Source organism: Porphyromonas crevioricanis (genome assembly GCF_900476255.1).
Taxonomy (GTDB): Bacteria; Bacteroidota; Bacteroidia; order Bacteroidales; family Porphyromonadaceae; genus Porphyromonas; species Porphyromonas crevioricanis.
Genome location: NZ_LS483447.1, coordinates 1,771,084 through 1,791,325 on the forward strand (window position 1 = coordinate 1,771,084; position 20,242 = coordinate 1,791,325).

Sequence of the window (20,242 nt, forward strand, 5' to 3'; positions counted from 1 at the left end):
ATCGAAATATCAGCTTAGACCAGGCAAAATAGGTGTAGGGCAAGGCTTGAAGAAAGAGACCGATGTGAGTTTATTGAGCATAAACGGCTAAAGTTGGCAACATTTCCCTAATCATCGACCAAAAGCCATTGCATAGTCTCTACTGCATATACCTTATCTTTGCGAAGACCTCATTCGAGAACCTACATATGTTGCTATCCATTGTCATCGTAAACTACCGTGTGCCCCTGATGTTGGAGCAATGTCTGCATAGTGTAGACAAGGCTTTGACTAGATTAAATGCCGAAACAGAAGTTTTTGTAGTAGACAACGCCTCGGGAGATGGTTCACTGAACTTGAGTCGCAAAAATTTTCCCCACTTTCACTATCAAGAAAACAGTGAAAATCTGGGCTTTGCAAAGGCCAATAATCAAGCCATGAGATCGGCGCAAGGAAAATACATCCTGCTGCTCAACCCAGATACTGTGATAGGAGAGACTACTCTAATCGAAGTGATAGAAGCCATGGAGAAAGATCCTCGAATAGGAGGATTGGGAGTGAGAATGATAAATGCGCATGGGGATTTTTTACCCGAAAGCAAACGTGGATTTCCAACACCTTCGGCCTCTTTCTTCAAATTGAGCAAGCTCTACAAGATCAATCCAAGCTCAAAGAAAATGGGGCGTTACTATATGGGATGGTTACCCGACACTCAGGCTGCAGAAATTGAGGTTTTGGCAGGAGCCTTCATGTTAATGCGCAAAGAGGTCTTGGACAAAGTAGGGCTTTTGGACGAACGCTTCTTCATGTATGGCGAAGACATAGACCTCTCTCATCGTATCCGTTTGGGAGGATACAAATGCTACTACCTACCTGTGCCCATCCTCCACTATAAAGGAGAGAGTGCATCTGTCACAGATCTAAAGTATCTACAATCCTTTTACGGAGCGATGCAGCTTTTTTTCGACAAATACTACAGCCATATGAGCAGAGTCTCCCGTGGCTTTGTCTCACTGGCTATTTTTTTGCACACCTCTTTAGCCAAGATCATACGAATGTGTCGTCTCGCTGTGGGAAAGGGGGAAGAAAAAAAGAAGCCTCTTTGTGCCTATACAAGTTTTGACAGGAATAACATCGAGACATATTGTAGTAAATCGAACTTGGATCTACTGGTTGATACTACAGAAATCAGCTACGATGAACTTCTGGGGTATATGAAAAAATTGTCAGGTAGAGGACACACCTTCCACTTACAAAGAGGACGAGGTTCTTCCATCATATCTCCTTCTCGTTAGCAACTATTCCAGAGATATGATAGAAACACCTCACAACCACCTTTGTATTCCCAAGCTGTAGCCTCTTCAGAGAGACAAAGGAATGATCACGAAGAGACAACAAAGTGCCCATTCCCCCTCTCCCAATATGACACAAACTCAGAGTCCATTAATCCTGTTGAGCCATCCTTTTCGGAAAACCATCAAACGAGGATTACGAGCAATTATCCTATCGACAAACCGGACTCTCTCCAAAAGTAATTGATTGGCCAATTCTCTCTTATCCTCATCAATTAGCTTATTGAGTCTGGCAATGGTGACCGGGCCGACCTTCCCGTCAGGCGTTACCCCAATCAAACGCTGAGGAATTTTAATCCCATACAAACCACTGGCCCAGTCTCAATCGACCAGGATATTTGCGATACGCTGGTCTTTGATTTGATCAGCACGCCAACGATCCCAGTAAAGAGTTTTGAAAATATCATCCCAAGTACTTTCATCCATCTTTTTCAGCTGCTCGACCGTGGGTTTCGGATATTTTTTCAGTCTACAGTAATACTCGTAAGTTGCAAGTGTCACTCCCATATTCGTATGCCCCCGGGATCATTAGGATGATTCACATAGCCTCCTTCCCACTTAAGAATAAAAGGCTTCAGTTCTTTGTAATCTGCCATTTTCTTATTCCTTCCAAATAAAGTTCATAATTTTCTCCTCCCTCAATCTTTTGAATAACAGACACATCGTTATCCTCCCAAAAGGGTTCGGAGTAAGATTGCTTGTAGGCGAATATAGTTAATTCAACTCAAACATCCATCTAAATTCGTTTTACTATGTAAAATAAATAAGAAAGAAAACAACTGTGGAGTGTACACAGAAAAAGAGAGAAATCCTTCGGAAGAAACTACAAGCAAGAGCATTGCATAATTTGGAGAAGAAAATAATAGTGCAATAGATCGTAAACACAGTAATTAGGATCAGCAAGATCAAAAGGGTTATTCTGTATGCTTCGACATTTATCGAACCATAGAAAATGAGAGTCTCCACCAATACTCCCAAGACAATCCTCTCTTAATAGGCAACGCCAAAAAGTATATTTATATTTATCTATGTGTTTTTATGTTTTGTTTTTGAAGTATTTTTTGTACGCAGATCAAGAGCTGTTTGGGATGTATTTTCTCTCTTTTTTTGATCCTGATAGGAGACATTTTTTGCTAACACGGGAGAGAGCAAAAATTCTCTCCTGTGAGAGCAAACTTTTTCTCCCGTGTTAGCAAAATTTCTCACAGGAGAGAATTTTGACCCTCTCAGAATGCCCTATTCATCGGCATTCTGGGAGGTCACCATAAAGCCCACAAAAGGGGGTTGCGTCCACTTATTTTTGGAGACTCTTTTTCGTCTATTTTTCCGGTTTTTCCATGGGTATAAAATTTACAAAACACATCAGATTTGATAGAGAGAAACAAGGACTTTCAAGATTCTTATAAGCAGAATCCTTACTATCTTGTCTCCAATATTTGAGTTTGATTATCTGCTTTGATATACCTCTATCATATACACTTTCTACTCTGTAAAGCCTCCCAAAGACTTCTTTCACATCCCCTTTCTGAAACCTCCCACAACGGTCTCTCCATTATAGGGAGTATAGGTGTCGATCCGAGAGGAAATTCCTCTAAAAATCGGTGGATATTCATTACCTTTGCACCCAATCAGTGGATGTACAGTTCTCCTTTTGAATTTTCATCCAAACAGATAATCGAAAGAATAAAAGCCGTGGCAGAAACAAAGCACATATTCGTAACAGGTGGCGTCGTCTCGTCGCTTGGCAAAGGGATCATAGCTGCATCTTTGGGTAAACTGTTGCAATCCAGAGGATTTAAGGTGACTATCCAAAAATTCGATCCATACATCAATATCGATCCAGGAACCCTCAACCCTTACGAACACGGAGAGTGCTATGTAACTTGCGATGGGCATGAGGCGGATCTTGACTTGGGACACTATGAGAGATTTCTCAATGTCTCCATGACCCGCGCCAACAACATCACCACCGGTAGAATATATCAGAACGTTATCCGCAAGGAACGCAAAGGAGATTATTTGGGCAAAACAGTGCAAGTAGTGCCACATATTACGGATGAGATTAAACGCAACGTAAAACTTCTGGCACAAAAGCAACAAGTAGACTTTGTGATCACCGAGATCGGAGGCACAGTGGGGGACATCGAATCACTCCCCTTCTTGGAGAGTATGCGTCAGCTTAAATGGGAATTGGGCACAAATTGTCTTTGTGTACACTTGACCTATGTCCCTTTTATAGCTGCAGCAGGGGAAGTGAAGACCAAACCGACTCAGCACTCTGTAAAACAGCTGCAAGAGGTCGGTATCCAACCCGATATTCTGGTTTTACGAACAGAGCATGTGCTGGGGGAGGAAGTCCTGAAAAAAGTAGCTCTCTTCTGTAATGTATCGGAGGACTCCGTTGTTCAAAGTGTGGATGTTCCGACAATCTACGAAGTCCCCTTGATGCTGCAAAGACAGAAAATGGATGAGACCGTATTACGTAAAATGAAACTCAATGGAGGGACAACGTCGGACTTGAAACGCTGGAAAGACTTCTTGTCTTTGAGAAATGCGGCTACCAAGGTTGTCAATATTGCATTGGTTGGCAAGTATGTGGAATTGCAGGATGCCTATAAATCTATCGATGAAAGTCTTTTGCAGGCTGCCATATACAACAATCGCAAACTCAATTTGGTCTCTATACACAGCGAAAAAATCAACGATGATAATGCAGCTGAGTTGCTGCATGGCATGGATGGCGTACTCATTGCCCCGGGCTTCGGAGGAAGGGGCATCGAAGGGAAACTCTCCGCTCTCAAGTATACTCGCACCAACAAGATCCCAACTCTGGGGATTTGTCTGGGTATGCAATGTATGGTGATTGAGTTTGCCCACAATGTATTAGGCCTTACCGAAGCTCACAGCTCCGAGATGTCTCCCAACTGCAAGGACAAGGTAATTGACTTGATGGAGGAACAAAAGACGATTTCGGACTTAGGAGGCTCCATGAGACTGGGAGCTTATGACTGTGTCTTGCGTAAGGGATCCAAGATCGCTCAAGCTTATGGCAAGGATTTCATCAGTGAGCGTCATCGTCACCGCTTCGAGTTCAACAGCAAATACCGCAACCTCTTTGAGGAAAATGGAATGCCCTGTGTGGGGGAAAATCCGGAGACCAGTCTCGTAGAGGCAGTAGAGTTGGAAGATCATCCCTTTTATATAGGTGTGCAATTCCATCCGGAATACAATAGCACGGTGGTTAATCCCAATCCATTATTCCTGAGCTTCATAAAGGCAGCTATCAAAAGCAAATAAAAAACAAACAACCCCACTCGATGGATAAGAATACCCTTTGGGGAATGCTGCTGATCGGTGCTATCATCATCGGTTTCAGCATTCTGAACAAACCGGAAGAAACTTTCCCGGTAATAGACAACATTCCACAGAGCGATACCATTGCTCTTTCACAAAAAGCACAACAGACGCCAGCCACAACTCTGCCGATGGATAGCCTCTCGGCTGACTCCGTACTTCTGTCCTCCTCAACAATGCAAAAGTATGGAGTCCTATCCGGTGTTTCTGTTGGAGAATCTCGTCAGATAACTCTCAAAAATGAACTTTTGAGCATTGCCTTCGACACAAAGGGGGGATCCCCCGTACAGGCCGAACTGCTACAATATAAGGCACAGGAAGACAAACCTCTATACCTCTTTGCCAAGGAGGATATAAGAGTTAATCTTCCCCTTCTGACCATAGATAACAGATTGGTAAATACCGAGGATCTTTATTTCTCTGTGCTCAATGCCTCCGATACCAGTCTCACGATGCGTCTGCCAGTGGACAGTCTATCCCATATGGATATCACCTACACACTGCCTCGCAATGATTACAGATTGGGTATCTCTATCAGGGGAGAGGGGCTGAATAGGCTTCTGCCTGCAAATATGAGTTTCCAAGATCTTGAATGGACTCAAAAAATGCGCACCCAGGAGAAGTCATGGAAATTTGAAAACCAGTACACTTCCATATACTACAAGTACAGAGGAGGTGAAATGGAAAGTCTTTCGCCTACCAAAAATGAAGCCAAAGAAAATATCAAGGAGCCTATTCGATGGATTGCATTCAAGGATAAATACTTTAGTACAGTACTTATATCCGACAACGATGCTTTTGAGAACAATATATTTGAGATCAAAACATTTGCAGAGGACAGCGAATACACCAAGGAATGTAGTATGCGTACCTCGTTCCCCTTCAGTGTGAACGACAACTCTCAAGCAGAATTTACCCTCTTCCTTGGGCCTAATGACTACAACTTGCTGCGTGGCTACGATGCGGAACTCTCGGGAAACAAAGAGAGCTTGGAGTTGGATCAACTGGTATATTTGGGTGCGAGCGTATTCCGCTGGATCAACCAGTTCTTGATTATTCCGACTGTCAATTTCCTGAGTGGTTTTGTATCCAATTGGGGTATTATTATCCTTCTTCTCACAATCCTGATCAAACTTCTCTTGTCTCCTCTGACCTACAAAAGCTATATGTCTCAGGCCAAGATGAGAGTTCTAAAACCACAAGTGGAAGCCATCAATGCAAAATATCCGGGAAATGAACAAAGCATGATGCTCAAGCGAAATCAGGAAACGATGTCCCTCTACAGGGCTGCTGGAGCCAGCCCGATGAGCGGATGCTTGCCGATGCTACTCCAAATGCCTTTCCTCATCGCTTTATATATGTATTTCCCAACATCCATACTTCTCAGGGGGGAAAGTTTCTTATGGGCAAAAGACTTGTCTACCTACGACCCCATCCTGTCTTGGGATGTACACATACCGATTATCTCCACCTACTTTGGCAATCACATCAGTTTGTTTTGTTTGCTGTGGGCCATCACCAACGTCATCTACACCAAGTATACGATGAGCCAAAGCTCTACCGGTCAGGCTCAGATGCCAGGCTTTAAGTATATGCCCTACATCATGACTGTGATGTTCCTTGTATTCTTCAACAGCAATTCGTCCGGCCTATGCTACTACTACTTCATATCGACTCTCATCACGATATTGCAGTATATTTTCTTCCGATTCGGCATCAATGAAGAAAAGCTCTTGGCTAAGATGGAAGAAAACAAAAAGAGGCCACAGAAAAAAAGCAAATGGGTGGCTCGCATGGAACAACTCCAGAAGCAACAGCAAGAGCTTCAAAGACAACAACGAAAAAGGAAATAAGCCTCGACAAAACCGGGCTGCATCGAAACGCTTTTGTGCCGATGCAGCCCGGTATGCATAATGGCACAGATCATCATACAATGGAATCTCTCAAGCACGAATGCGGTGTAGCCATGATACGGCTACGGAAACCTCTGCCTTACTATCAAGAAAAGTACGGCTCTTGGCTCTATGGACTCAACAAGCTCTACCTCCTCATGGAAAAACAGCACAATAGAGGACAAGAAGGAGCGGGGCTGGCTGTGGTAAAACTACGTAGCAAACCGGGTGAAGAATACTTGTTCAGAGAACGGGCTGAGGGGAGCAATGCCATCACGGAAATATTTGACAGCGTGCATAAGCACTTTCGTGAGTTCGACAAGTCTTTGATGGAAGATGCCTGCTATGCCCAAGACTGCATCCCCTTTGCCGGGGAATGCTATATGGGGCATCTTCGCTACAGCACCACAGGTAAATCGGGCCTCACCTATGTACACCCCATGATCCGCAGATCCAACTGGAGGGCAAAATGCTTGGCTATTTGTGGGAACTTCAATTTGACAAATGTCAAAACCATATTTGACGAAATAACCTCCACAGGACAACACCCGAGGATCACAAGTGATACACATGTGTTACTGGAGCAATTGGGTCATCGTTTGGATCGAGAAGTAGAGAGATTGTTCCGCATCAGTAAAGACGAACATCACCACAGAGGTATGGAGATCACACATTTCATCGAGAAGAATATCGAGATGAAAAATGTTCTTTCCAGTGCAGCTCCTCTTTGGGACGGAGGGTATGTGATGTGCGGAATGACGGGCAGCGGAGAGCAATATGCCCTACGAGACCCCAGAGCAATACGCCCGGCTTTCTATTATATAGATGACGAAATCGTAGTTTTGGCCTCAGAACGACCTGTCATTCAAACCGTAATGAATGTGCAGACCGAAAACATTGTAGAGCTAAAGCCGGGAGAAGCCCTTCTGATCAATCAACAAGGCAACCCACGCATAGAGCAGATATTGCCAGCACTGGACAACAAGGCATGTTCTTTCGAGCGGATCTATTTTTCCAGAGGTAGCGACTCGAATATATACAAGGAGCGCAAAGCTCTCGGTCGAGCCCTGACCCCGGATATATTAACGGCTATCGGTTATGATTTGGATCACTCTGTCTTCTCGTTCATTCCTAATACAGCGGAAGTGGCCTATTATGGGATGTTGGAGGGGTTGACCGAATATCTTACTGAGGAAAAGATACAGAAGCTGCAAGCCTTGGAGACAAAAGACAAAGAAGCCATTCGAGCTATTATCGGCAGACAAATACGAACCGAGAAAGTCGCTATCAAGGACATCAAGCTACGAACCTTCATCACAGAAGGAAAATCAAGAGAAGATTTGGCTGCTCATGTCTACGACATCACCTACGGCAGCGTTACTCCATTTGTGGACAATCTGGTTGTGATAGATGACAGCATAGTGCGAGGGACAACGCTAAAGCAATCCATCCTGAAGATATTAGACAGGTTACATCCGAAGAAAATAGTTGTAGTATCCAGCTCTCCTCAAATTCGCTATCCGGACTATTATGGCATAGACATGAGGAAAATGAGCGAGTTTATCGCTTTCAAAGCGGCCGTAGCTCTCATTCAGGAGCGAAAGATGGAGAGTTTGCTCGGAAAAGCCTACCAAGAGGCTTTGGAGCTGCAAAAAAAGCCATTGGAAGAGTTCGTCCCGAATGTAGTCAAGTCTTTGTACAAACCGTTCTCTGCAAAAGAAATCTCAGACAAAATTGTTGATCTGCTACGTCCTTCAGAAGTACAGACTGAAATAGAAATCGTATACCAAAGTATCGAGGGCCTACACTCAGCAATCCCCGGGCATCCCGGGGACTGGTATTTCACCGGCGACTTTCCTACCCCCGGCGGAGCACATTTGGTAAACGAAGCATACATAAACTACTACGAAGAAAGTTTCCTCCGCAAGTAGGATATTTCCTCTCCTCTCCTCTTCTCCTCCCCCCAAAAAGCATAAAAAAACAAACCCACTCACAATACAGCAATGCAAGCAGTACGTAAAGCAAGCCTGATCTTACAAGACGGAAGTCGGTATGATGGTTACTCATTCGGCTACGAACAATCCACCTCAGGCGAGGTTGTATTCAACACGGCTATGAATGGCTACAATGAGAGTCTGACCGACCCAAGCTATAAAGGGCAAATAATGGTTATGACTTATCCTCTGGTCGGAAACTATGGTGTTCCCTCCAGAGAAAAGGATAGCTATGGACTCCCCTTGTACATGGAGAGTGACTGCATCCATATGAATGGGATTATCGTCTCGGACTATTCTCAAGAATACAGTCATTGGAATGCACAAGAAAGCCTATCCGACTACCTCAAAGAGGAGAAAGTTGTGGGGATCGCCGGGATAGACACAAGAGCTTTGGCCAAACATATCCGAGAGTATGGGACCATGAATGGCAAGATCATTTTCGATAATGAGAAAGAGGAAAGTATTCCCTTTGCAGAACCCTCTCGACAAAATTTGGTGGCAGAGGTATCAACAAAAGAAGTGATTACCTACGGACAGGGCAAAAAGCGCATCGTGCTTGTCGATTGTGGAGTAAAAGCAAACATCATACGCAAACTGATCACCTCGGAAACAACTGTTATAAGAGTTCCTTGGGATTATGATTTTCACCAGCTGGAATACGAAGGACTTTTTATAAGTAATGGACCCGGTAGTCCGGAAGTTTGTAATATTACTGTCGATAATATTCGCAAAGCCTACAAACAGGACAAACCTATTTGGGGTATTTGCATGGGACATCAACTAATGGCATTAGCTGCAGGAGGGAAGATATACAAGCTAAAGCATGGTCACCATAGCCATAATCAGCCCGTAAGACGCACAAGGAGCAACGAGTGCTTTATCACCAGCCAAAATCACAACTTTGCCGTAGACAGCTCTTCTCTCGGAACCGATTGGTATGAGCTCTACACAAACCTGAACGATGGATCGAATGAGGGAATTTCCCATAAAAGCAAGCCTTTCTTCTCCACTCAATTTCATCCCGAGGCTTGTGGGGGGCCGACAGATACGATGTTCATCTTTGACGAATTTCTGTGCTCTTTATAATTCTTACCTCATGATGAGATACTATCTAAAAGGGTACTCACCCAAAAGTAAAACGGTTATTCTCCTAAGAATTCTGATCATACTTCTTCCGGCCTGCGGGATAATTGGCTTGGGATCGAACATCCATTGGGATTCCATCGGTTTGAACCGGAACTTTTACCCTATTTGGATCAACTGTATCTTGCTACCATTTATATTTTCTTTCCATCGTTCCGAAATAATTATAGATGAAAAGCTGCAAACATATCGGTTTGCACATTTTTCATGGGGTACACGTTTCACCCAACCGTATGCATTAGATAAGTATCGAAATGTCGAAATCGTCAATGAGAAAAAAGGAGAGGTGAAACTAAATTTGAAAAACGGAAGCGCATCCTACTTCTATATGGATGCTCCTGAGGCATTTGCGGAAAAAGTAAACGGACTTTTACAGAAAAAACTTTAACAACGACCATGGTAGATAAAAGCAAAATAAAAAAAGTGCTTTTGCTCGGTAGCGGAGCTCTCAAGATAGGAGAAGCAGGAGAATTCGACTACTCCGGCTCACAAGCCCTCAAAGCTCTCAAAGAAGAGGGTATAGAAACGGTGCTTGTAAACCCGAACATCGCTACAGTACAGACTTCGGAAGGGGTAGCCGATCAAATCTATTTCTTGCCAGTCACCCCATTTTTTGTAGAGAAAGTAATAAGCAAAGAGAAACCGGATGGCATACTATTGGCATTCGGCGGACAAACGGCTCTCAATTGTGGTGTAGAACTCTACAAATCAGGCATTTTGGAGCGCTACAACGTTCAGGTATTAGGGACTCCCGTACAGGCCATCATTGACACAGAAGATAGGGAACTGTTTGTAGAAAAGCTCAACGAAATAGATGTCAAGACAATCCGTAGCGAAGCTGTGGAGAACATAGAGGATGCCCGCAGAGCAGCCCTTCGCTTGGGGTATCCTGTAATCATTCGTGCCGCTTACGCTTTGGGAGGATTAGGCAGCGGATTTTGCGATAATCAGGAAGAGCTTGACCAACTATGCGAAAAGGCCTTTAGCTTCAGCCCACAGGTATTGGTAGAAAAGAGCCTCAAGGGATGGAAGGAGATCGAATATGAAGTGGTGCGTGATGCCTATGACAACTGTATCACTGTCTGCAACATGGAAAACTTCGACCCTCTTGGTATTCATACCGGAGAGAGTATCGTGATCGCTCCTTCTCAAACACTCACCAACAGTGAATATCACAAACTGCGCGAGCTGTCTATCCGGATTATCAGACACATCGGGATCGTAGGTGAGTGCAATGTACAATATGCATTGGATCCGGAAAGCGAAGACTACAGAGTCATCGAAGTAAACGCTCGTCTCTCCCGCTCTTCAGCCTTGGCCTCCAAAGCTACGGGCTATCCACTGGCCTTTGTTGCAGCAAAATTGGGGTTGGGATATGGTCTTTTTGAGATAAAAAACAGCGTTACCCGCACCACTCCCGCCTTTTTTGAGCCTGCACTCGACTATGTCGTTTGCAAAATTCCTCGTTGGGACCTCGGCAAATTCCATGGAGTATCTCATCTGCTCGGTAGCAGCATGAAGTCTGTGGGTGAAGTAATGGCTATCGGACGCAACTTTGAGGAGGCTATCCAAAAAGGATTGCGCATGATTGGGCAGGGTATGCATGGATTTGTTGGAAACAAAGAACTTACCATTCCGGACATAGACCAAGCCCTAAGAGAACCCACCGACTCCCGAATCTTTGTCATTAGCAAGGCTTTCAGGCAGGGTTATTCTGTAGATAAAATACACGAACTGACAAAGATTGATTGCTGGTTTCTCCACAAATTGTACGGCATAGTCCAAACAGCAGAAGAGCTGGAATCTTCGAGCTGCTTAGAGGATGTATCCGATGACTTGATACGCAGAGCTAAACAAATGGGCTTCTCCGACTTTCAAATTGCAAGAGCAATCTACAAGAGCGAAGCTTCGGAGATGGAGCAAAAAACAAATGATGTACGGTGTCGACGCAAACAGTCGGGAATTCTGCCCGTTGTCAAACGTATCGACACATTAGCAGCCGAATTTCCTGCAGCAACAAATTATCTCTATCTCACCTACAATGGTACGACACACGATATTGAGTGCCAGCAGGATTTCAACTCTGTTGTAGTGCTTGGCTCCGGAGCCTACCGCATCGGTAGCTCTGTAGAGTTCGACTGGTGTGGGGTAAACGCTCTACAAACAATACGCAAAAATGGTTGGCGATCGGTGATGATTAACTACAATCCGGAAACGGTAAGTACGGACTACGATATTTCCGATCGGCTCTATTTTGACGAACTCACATTCGAGAGAGTAATGGATATTCTCGAATTGGAGAACCCACACGGAGTGATCGTCTCTACCGGAGGACAAATACCCAACACTCTGGCGATGCGCTTGGATGCTGAGCAAGTTCCCATTTTAGGAACAACAGCCCAAAGCATAGATAATGCAGAAGATCGGCACAAATTCTCGGCAATGCTGGATGGCCTGCACATAGACCAGCCTCGCTGGAAAGAGCTGAGCTCACTTGCCGATATAGACGAATTTATCAAAGAGGTAGGGTTCCCAGTTTTGGTACGCCCCAGCTATGTACTCTCCGGTGCAGCAATGAATGTCTGCTCCAATGAGGGAGAATTGCATCGCTTCTTGGAGCTTGCGGCTAATGTATCTAAGCAGCACCCGGTGGTAGTAAGCCAATTTATAGAAGGGGCCAAAGAAATAGAAATGGATGCTGTGGCCAAAAACGGAGAGATCATCGTGTATGCAATAAGCGAACATATAGAGTTCGCCGGAGTGCATTCTGGAGACGCTACAATCCAGTTCCCTGCACAAAAGTTGTATGTAGAAACCGTTAGGCGGATCAAACGTATCAGCAAACAAATTGCCACAGCACTGAAGATCAGTGGCCCATTCAATATCCAGTTCTTGGCCAAAGGAAATTCTATCAAGGTTATTGAATGTAATTTACGGGCTTCGCGTTCATTCCCCTTCGTGAGCAAAGTACTCAAAATCAACTTTATAGATCTGGCTACAAGAGTCATGTTGGGTCTCCCCGTGGAACGACCATCGAAGAATGAATTTGATCTCGACTATGTGGGAATCAAAGCTTCGCAGTTCTCTTTCACCAGATTGCAGAAGGCAGACCCAGTACTTGGTGTAGATATGACCTCTACCGGAGAAGTGGGCTGTATAGCCGATGATACGGATGAAGCAATATTAAAGTCTATGCTCTCTGTTGGCTACCGTCTGCCCCAGAAAAAGATTCTCCTCTCAACTGGAGGATACAAACAGAAAGTCGATTTGTTGGAGGCAACTCAGTTACTCATAGAGAAAGGATATGAGTTATACGCCACAGATGGTACCCATCGTTTTTTGGCAGAAAATAATATCCCTTCTACCAGAGTCTATTGGCCAAGCGAAGAAGGACAACCACAAGCACTTGACCTACTACACAAGAAAGAGATAGAGCTGGTGGTGAACATCAACAAAAATCTTACCGCCGGAGAACTAACCAATGGATACAAACTGAGGAGAGCTGCCATAGACCTAAATATCCCTCTCATCACAAATGCGCGTTTGGCTTCAGCCTTTATTCATGCTTTCTGCAAAATAGGATTGGACGATATACGCATCAAAAGCTGGAACGAATACAAATAAGAACCTCTTACCAACTATCCCTATCATATGGCTAAATTCATCAATGAGGTATCTCGGACCTTCGGCGAATACCTCTTTATACCAGGTCTTACGACAAGTGAATGCACTCCCGACAATATCTCTCTCGCAACTCCCTTGGTAAAATATGCCAAAGGACAAGAACCAAAAATCAAGCTCAATATCCCCTTCGTATCAGCCATTATGCAATCTGTGTCCAACGATACTTTGGCCATAGAATTAGCTCGGAATGGTGGTTTGTCCTTTATTTTCGGCTCACAGACGATCGAGTCTCAGTCAGAGATGGTGCGAAAAGTGAAGAAGTTCAAAGCCGGCTTTGTGACAAGCGATTCTAATCTGACTCCCCATGATACCTTAGCCGATGTGCTTCGGCTTGTGCAAAAAACCGGACACTCCACCATAGGGATTACTGCAGATGGAACACCCAATGGTAAGTTAATGGGAATAGTAACGAGTCGAGATTATCGCCTTAGTACAGACCCTCTCGACAAGAAGATCGAAGACTTCATGACTCCCTTTGAACGGCTCACTTACGGAAAATTAGGGATCTCGCTCAGTGAAGCTAATGACATCATATGGGAACACAAACTCAATACCCTACCCATCATAGATGAAGGAGGTCGACTGATTTACTTCGTTTTCCGAAAAGACTACGACAGTCACAAAGAAAATCCTCTGGAGCTATCCAACAAAGAAAACAAAACCTTATTGGTTGGGGCCGGTATCAATACTCGCGACTATCAAGAGAGAGTGCCTGCTCTGGTAGAAGCCGGAGTGGATATTGTGTGTATCGATTCCAGCGATGGCTATTCCGAATGGCAAAGAAATACTATCAAATGGGTAAAGGAACAGTATGGAGACCGCTTACCTATTGGAGCCGGTAATGTTGTAGATGGAGAGGGTTTCCGTTATTTGGTAGAAGCCGGGGCAGACTTTATCAAAGTTGGTATCGGTGGTGGTTCTATCTGTATCACCCGAGAACAGAAAGGAATAGGTCGTGGGCAAGCAACAGCAATCATCGAAGTTGCCAAAGAACGAAATCGCTACTACGAAGAAACCGGTATATATATTCCCATTTGTAGCGATGGTGGTATCGTGCATGATTATCATATGACCTTAGCTCTTGCCATGGGAGCAGATTTTCTGATGATGGGGCGTTATTTTGCTCGTTTCGATGAATCTCCCACAAAAAAAATGAAACTGGGAAATAACATTGTCAAAGAGTATTGGGGAGAAGGATCTTTCAGAGCTAGAAACTGGCAACGGTATGACAGTGGAGGACAAGAGAACCTCAAGTTTGAAGAAGGGGTAGATAGTTACGTCCCCTACGCAGGCAAAATGAAAGATAATTTGGCTACTACACTGGGAAAAATCAGAGCCACAATGTGTAGCTGTGGAACAACTACCTTAGCCGATTTGCAAGCCAATGCGAAAATAACACTCGTCTCCAGTACCAGCATCGTAGAGGGTGGAGCCCATGATGTGATATTAAAAGAAAGAGGTTAATAGAGCATCTGATGATCACCATACTCGGCCCGACAGCTTCAGGCAAAACTGCTTTAGCCTCCCGATTAGCACACCTTTTAGGAGCGGAGATTATTAGTGCAGACAGCAGGCAGGTATACCGAGGAATGGATCTGGGCACAGGCAAGGATTTAGCCGACTATGAGGTGGAGGGAACAAAAATTCCCTACCATCTCATAGACATACTGCCAGCTGGTGAGAAGTACAACCTACATTGCTATATGAGGGACTTCCACCATGCCTATCATCAAATTAAGGAGAAAGGGAAACCGATTATCCTATGCGGAGGTACAGGACTATACATAGAAGCAGTACTCAAGGGGTATCATCTGCCTGAAGTTCCTGTCAATCCTGGCTTGAGAGAAAAATTATCTGGCCTCAGTGCAAAAGAACTGAAAGATATACTTGCTTCCTACGGACCACTGCACAATACAACAGATCTGGACACCGAGAGACGTACCATACGAGCCATAGAAATAGCTGATTATATACACAGACAAAAGCAAATAGAAGAGAAAGTCTATCCTCCCATCCCTTCAGTCATTCTTGGTACTTCTGTGAGCCGAGAATTAAGACGTTCTCGCATATCTCAAAGGCTCACACAGCGACTAAACGAAGGCATGCTCGATGAGGTCCAAAAGTTACTTAACAGTGGTATTAACGCTGAAGATCTTATTTATTATGGTCTTGAATACAAATACTTAACTCTGCATCTCATCGGGCAACTCCCCTACTCTGATATGGTGAGCCAACTTGAAACAGCTATACACCAATTTGCTAAAAGGCAAATGACCTGGTTTCGAGGAATGGAAAGAAGAGGACTTCATATTCATTGGATAGATGCCTCTCTAAGTCTTGCCGAGCAATTGGAACAAGCAATAGAACTGATACAGAAAAACAGTAGAGACGCCTGAAGCTGTCTCATCCTAAAGGACGCCCGTCGTGCCGTCTGTTTTGACTTTATTCTTATTGATGTAGAATAGGATTTTGAATGTACTGCGCATAAGTTTTTCGTGTATTATGTGAATGGTTTGACGTGTGTTATGAGGTTATGAAAATATTCTCTCGATAGTCTCTCAAAATCTCTCGTCACTTTTGGAGGTAGATTGTATTACTTTCGGAAACACTGATTTGTACTGAAAAAGTTGACAGTGGGCGTGCTTGAATTTATTAGATGTTTATGCACTCTTTTCTTACTTCTGTTTCGGGTTTACACCTGTCGACTCAGACTTCTCAAAAGGTTTACACTGGCAGATTTAGCCCTTTGTCCGGAATTCATCTTAGCGTACAATTTGGGAGCGATTTCCAAATTGCAGGTTCAAAATGTCGAAAAGGACACACAGAGTCATTGCTTTTTTGTACTTTCGCAAAGCTGTTAAGGAAAGGCGCCTCTGTAGTTCAACGGATAGAACGTGGGTTTCCTAAACCTAAGATAAGGGTTCGATTCCCTTCGGAGGTACAAAAATGTCAGACGCCACCATCCCTTTCTCGGCCCTGTCCTTAGGATTGAAAGGAGCTCTTTCTCTCTTTTTATCTCATCTTTGATCTACTTCTGAAGCTTGGGGGCTTTTAGCGTACCCGTATTCTCATTCCCGGTTTCAACCGTCCAGCTCTTACTCCATTTAGTCGTCTTAACTTCTGAACAGAAGTTCCATAAGTACGAGCTATATGCCCCAAAGTATCCCCTTTACGTACCCTATGATATTTGCTCGCAGATCTGTCTCCCACTTCCACAATATGCTGCTCCAGACCTTCTCTCTTCATATTCAAATCAGGAGAACAGAGAGAATCCCTCTGCTTATCAAGGGCTGAAGCAGCTGACATAGGGAGCAAAATGGGATATGGTCGAATATGCCCGGGAACAATCCCTCTGCGATATTGTGGATTCAGAAGTTTGAGATCAGACTCCGGTACTCCGGAGAGTTGCTCAATACGCTTAAAATCTACTATCTGACGCAACATCAAAGTATCAGTAGCTAAGGGTACACCCATTTCACGAGGGCAAATATTGTGTTCACTATGATAATGCATAGCATAGTATGCCCCGATAAAAAGAGGTACATAACGTCGGGTCTCCTTAGGTAAATACGGGTAAATGGCCCAAAAGTTTGCTTTCCCACCTGCAGAGCGGATTGCCCTATTAACATTTCCAGGCCCACAGTTATATGAGGCAATAACGAGGAGCCAATCTCCATATATTTGGTACATATCCTTGAGATAGCGACAAGCAGCCTCAGTACTCTTTTTAGGGTCAAGTCTCTCATCGATCAAGCTATTTACCGTAAGTCCATATATCTTAGCCGTAGCCAACATAAATTGCCACAAGCCGGAAGCTCCAGCTGGCGAAACAGCAGTGGGATTGAGTGCACTCTCTACGATAGTAAGATATTTGAGCTCAGTAGGTAGGCCATGCTTATCCAAGGCCTCTTCTATCTGCGGGAAATAGAGATCACCCAAGGTAAGCATCGAACGTAGCAAAGATCTGCGTCGCTCGACATACAACTCAACACAATCCTTGACGACAGGATTGAAAGTTACGGGTATCACAGTTGGAAGTTTACTCAATCGATCAATATACACAGAGTCCGGAGTCGTAGGAATAACAGTACGCTCATCATCTTGACATGGTCTAAGAGACCTGCCGGATTGTGTGCGACGTGAGTAGCCTTTGAGCCACAACTCCAAGAGTTGCTCCAACTCCTCATCGAGGCTATTAGGCAGAGAAATATGTTCGCTCGGCAAATCTTGTCCCACATCCCGGATGGAATCGGAATCAGAAGCACGGGCTTCCTGTCGGGAGAAAAAAACAGCAAGAGCGGATATGATAAAAACAATAGTCAGGCGGACATGGTATTTAGAAGTAGGCACAAAAAAGGAAAAGATATGATTATTAAAAACTAAATCGACAAGCAAGACCACACCGAAAGCCTTCAAAAGAAGAACTTCCCAAACTCGGCTGTATCTGCATAGACAAGTCGGGGCTTATGTCAAAGCGGTATAGTTCAGCATCTACATAGGCATCCAATATGTTGAGCAAATAAATACCAAGGGCAGCTATTATGCTTAGGTCTCTCTGTCTCCGATAGGTATCCATACCTCTGCGCAAGCGATCTTTCAACTGCGGATTATTTAAATACTCTTCCGGCTTGGCATTGAATGGCAAATAGTCCTGCCATGAAGTATGGGCAAGAGGGTCGGGTCCGGTGTAATCTTTGAAAGCCTGCACATAATCCGTATATGTATCATTATTCCACAGAATAGCGTAGGCACAAGTGGCAGCGGCTCCCCAAACAATCGGGAGCTTCCAATATTTTCGGTTATAGATCTGGCCTCCACCCGGTAAGATGGCAGAACAGAGTATTGCAATTTTAGAGTTGGGATAACGTGATCGATTCACCGAAAAAGTAGGTCGGACAATTTCAGAAGAAAAGGAAGAAGCCAAAGAATCTCTTGTTCCGAAATTATACGAGAGAGGATCTAAATTTTTCGACTCAAACAGACCTATCTCAAAAGAAGAATGAGATACAGCATGGGAGGGAAAGCCAAAGAAACACAGCAATACAACCAAGCTGAACAGCAAAAGGAGTGGCTTGCGAAAGGGATTGTTTATGAAAGTCGAATAACTCATTAGAGATATACTATCTACTTATATTTTCCAGCAAGAGCATGATACGCTCCAGCTCCTCTTCATTGTCAAAAGCAATTGTCAATTTCCCTTTTCCTTTAGTTGTGGTTTGCACTTTCACATCTGTCTTGAACACAGAAGACAAATGATTGGCCAAATCAGCAAACGGAGAATGAGGGCGATTGGCAGGTCTCTCCTTAGGAGTTGTAGTAGAAGGTTGAGATGCTCCGGATTCTATCTCACGAGCCATTTCTTCCACCTGACGTACACTCAATCCTCGTTCCAATATCTGCGCATAGAGGGCTATCTGTAGCTCTGGATCCGATAAGTGCAGCAAGGCTCTGGCATGCCCCATATCGACTTTTCGCTGAGTAAGACCAAGTTGCACCTCTGCCGGCAACTTGAGCAATCTTAAATAATTGCTAATGGAAGCTCTTTTCTTTCCCAATCTATTGCCCAGTTCTTCATGAGTCATGTGGTAGCCTTCCAACAGGTTCTGGTAGGCTAAAGCAACTTCGATAGGATTGAGATCTTCTCTCTGGATATTTTCCACAAGAGCCATCTCCATTATCGTCTCATCCTCAGCCGTACGGATATAGGCAGGGATAGTAGAAAGGCCAGCCATTTGGGACGCACGCCAACGACGCTCTCCCGAAATGATCAAATACTCCATATTACCCACTTTTCTCAGGGTAATCGGTTGCACCAATCCTATTGCCTTGATTGAGGCTGCAAGTTCTTCCAAAGACTCTGTATCAAAAGTCCTACGAGGCTGATCAGGATTGGGTTTGATTCGACTTATTTCTATTTCTGAGATAGAGGAAGAACCTACAGGTTCGGATTGTAACAGTGAGTCCAACCCCCTGCCCAAAGCTTTTTGGGGGAACTTCTTGCTCATGCTTGTTTCTTCTTGTGTTTGTTTATCAATTCCACAGCCAGTTGCATATGGTTAATTGCACCTCGGCTATCAGCGTCGTACAATAAAGCAGGTAGACCGTGACTGGGAGCTTCACCCAGTTTGATATTACGCTGTATTACTGTATTGAAGACCAAAGAAGAGAAATGTCGTTTGACATCTTCATAGATCTGATTGTTTAGGCGAGTACGCGAATCGTACATGGTGAGTAAAAAGCCCTCCACCTCCAGATGAGGGTTAAGGCGTTCCCGGATAATCCCGATTGTCTTGAGCAACTTACCAATGCCTTCCAGTGCAAAATATTCGCACTGTACCGGAATAATAACGGAGTCCGAGGCAACCAGAGAATTTACTGTAATCAGACCCAACGAAGGCGAACAATCTATAAGGATATAATCATACTGATCTACGACAGGGGCCAGACATCGTTTCAAAACATACTCGCGTTCCTCTAATTCGAGCAATTCGATCTCAGCTCCTACCAAATCAATATGAGAGGGCAGAACCCACAGTCCTTCTACCGGACCGGGCAATATAGTATCGCTCACACAAGAACTTCCACTAAGACACTCATATATAGTAGGCTGACCGGCCGAAACATCAAGCCCCAATCCAGAAGTAGAATTGGCCTGAGGATCCATGTCTATCAACAAGACTTTTCTTTCCAAAGTCGCCAAAGAAGCAGCCAGATTGATCGAAGTAGTCGTCTTCCCGACTCCCCCTTTCTGATTAGCCAGAGAGATTATCTTACCCATTGTATCTTCTTTCTTTCAACATCCCCAAAGCTACTCAAAACCATACAAACAGACATCATGCAA

The 20,242-nt window shown here is 44.2% G+C and carries 12 protein-coding genes, 1 tRNA gene and 1 pseudogene; 9 read left to right on the forward strand and 5 right to left on the reverse strand.

The window, feature by feature from the left end; all coding sequences use genetic code 11:
- Positions 1 to 188: 188 nt before the first annotated feature.
- Complete coding sequence (locus tag DQN70_RS07735; RefSeq protein ID WP_023937567.1) at positions 189 to 1,274, forward strand: glycosyltransferase family 2 protein; 1,086 nt, start codon at positions 189 to 191, stop codon at positions 1,272 to 1,274.
- A 138-nt stretch (positions 1,275 to 1,412) separates the two neighbouring features.
- On the opposite strand, the pseudogene DQN70_RS09725 reads toward DQN70_RS07735, so the two are convergent.
- Positions 1,413 to 1,927 (reverse strand): annotated as a pseudogene (locus tag DQN70_RS09725) (glycoside hydrolase family 108 protein).
- Positions 1,928 to 3,023: 1,096 nt separating this feature from the next.
- Here DQN70_RS09725 and DQN70_RS07765 point away from each other — a divergent pair.
- From DQN70_RS07765 to DQN70_RS07805, 8 genes are all read left to right on the forward strand, one after another.
- On the forward strand, positions 3,024 to 4,628 hold the full coding sequence (locus DQN70_RS07765) for a CTP synthase (protein ID WP_036888829.1): 1,605 nt from the start codon (positions 3,024 to 3,026) through the stop codon (positions 4,626 to 4,628).
- 20 nt (positions 4,629 to 4,648) lie between these two features.
- Positions 4,649 to 6,538: a membrane protein insertase YidC gene (gene yidC, locus DQN70_RS07770; protein ID WP_023940239.1), complete on the forward strand. Its 1,890-nt coding sequence runs from the start codon at positions 4,649 to 4,651 to the stop codon at positions 6,536 to 6,538.
- An 80-nt stretch (positions 6,539 to 6,618) separates the two neighbouring features.
- Positions 6,619 to 8,508, forward strand: coding sequence for an amidophosphoribosyltransferase (locus tag DQN70_RS07775; RefSeq protein WP_036888828.1), 1,890 nt, complete (start codon positions 6,619 to 6,621; stop codon positions 8,506 to 8,508).
- A gap of 72 nt (positions 8,509 to 8,580) precedes the next feature.
- Positions 8,581 to 9,660 carry a glutamine-hydrolyzing carbamoyl-phosphate synthase small subunit gene (gene carA / locus DQN70_RS07780; protein ID WP_023937559.1) on the forward strand — a complete coding sequence of 360 codons (1,080 nt, stop codon included), beginning with the start codon at positions 8,581 to 8,583 and terminating at the stop codon, positions 9,658 to 9,660.
- A 453-nt stretch (positions 9,661 to 10,113) separates the two neighbouring features.
- A complete protein-coding gene (gene carB, locus DQN70_RS07790) occupies positions 10,114 to 13,341 on the forward strand; it encodes a carbamoyl-phosphate synthase (glutamine-hydrolyzing) large subunit (protein WP_023937557.1) in 3,228 nt (1,075 codons plus the stop codon).
- Between the two features lie 27 nt (positions 13,342 to 13,368).
- Complete coding sequence (locus DQN70_RS07795; RefSeq protein ID WP_023940238.1) at positions 13,369 to 14,865, forward strand: IMP dehydrogenase; 1,497 nt, start codon at positions 13,369 to 13,371, stop codon at positions 14,863 to 14,865.
- 11 nt (positions 14,866 to 14,876) lie between these two features.
- Positions 14,877 to 15,797, forward strand: a complete 921-nt coding sequence (gene miaA, locus DQN70_RS07800; RefSeq protein ID WP_023937554.1) for a tRNA (adenosine(37)-N6)-dimethylallyltransferase MiaA — start codon at positions 14,877 to 14,879, stop codon at positions 15,795 to 15,797.
- A gap of 473 nt (positions 15,798 to 16,270) precedes the next feature.
- Positions 16,271 to 16,342 (forward strand) — tRNA-Arg (locus DQN70_RS07805).
- 110 nt (positions 16,343 to 16,452) lie between these two features.
- Here the strand turns inward: DQN70_RS07805 and DQN70_RS07810 are convergent.
- The 4 genes from DQN70_RS07810 to DQN70_RS07825 form a co-directional block, all read right to left on the reverse strand.
- Positions 16,453 to 17,751 (reverse strand): lytic transglycosylase domain-containing protein, encoded by a 1,299-nt coding sequence (locus DQN70_RS07810; protein WP_036888827.1) that lies wholly within the window; start codon positions 17,749 to 17,751, stop codon positions 16,453 to 16,455.
- A 22-nt stretch (positions 17,752 to 17,773) separates the two neighbouring features.
- Positions 17,774 to 18,280 carry a DUF5683 domain-containing protein gene (locus DQN70_RS07815; RefSeq protein ID WP_143742818.1) on the reverse strand — a complete coding sequence of 169 codons (507 nt, stop codon included), beginning with the start codon at positions 18,278 to 18,280 and terminating at the stop codon, positions 17,774 to 17,776.
- Positions 18,281 to 18,521: 241 nt separating this feature from the next.
- On the reverse strand, positions 18,522 to 19,406 hold the full coding sequence (locus DQN70_RS07820; RefSeq protein WP_023940236.1) for a ParB/RepB/Spo0J family partition protein: 885 nt from the start codon (positions 19,404 to 19,406) through the stop codon (positions 18,522 to 18,524).
- Positions 19,403 to 20,179, reverse strand: coding sequence for a ParA family protein (locus tag DQN70_RS07825; RefSeq protein WP_023937545.1), 777 nt, complete (start codon positions 20,177 to 20,179; stop codon positions 19,403 to 19,405). Before DQN70_RS07825 ends, DQN70_RS07820 begins: the two co-directional genes overlap by 4 nt.
- Positions 20,180 to 20,242: the final 63 nt, after the last annotated feature.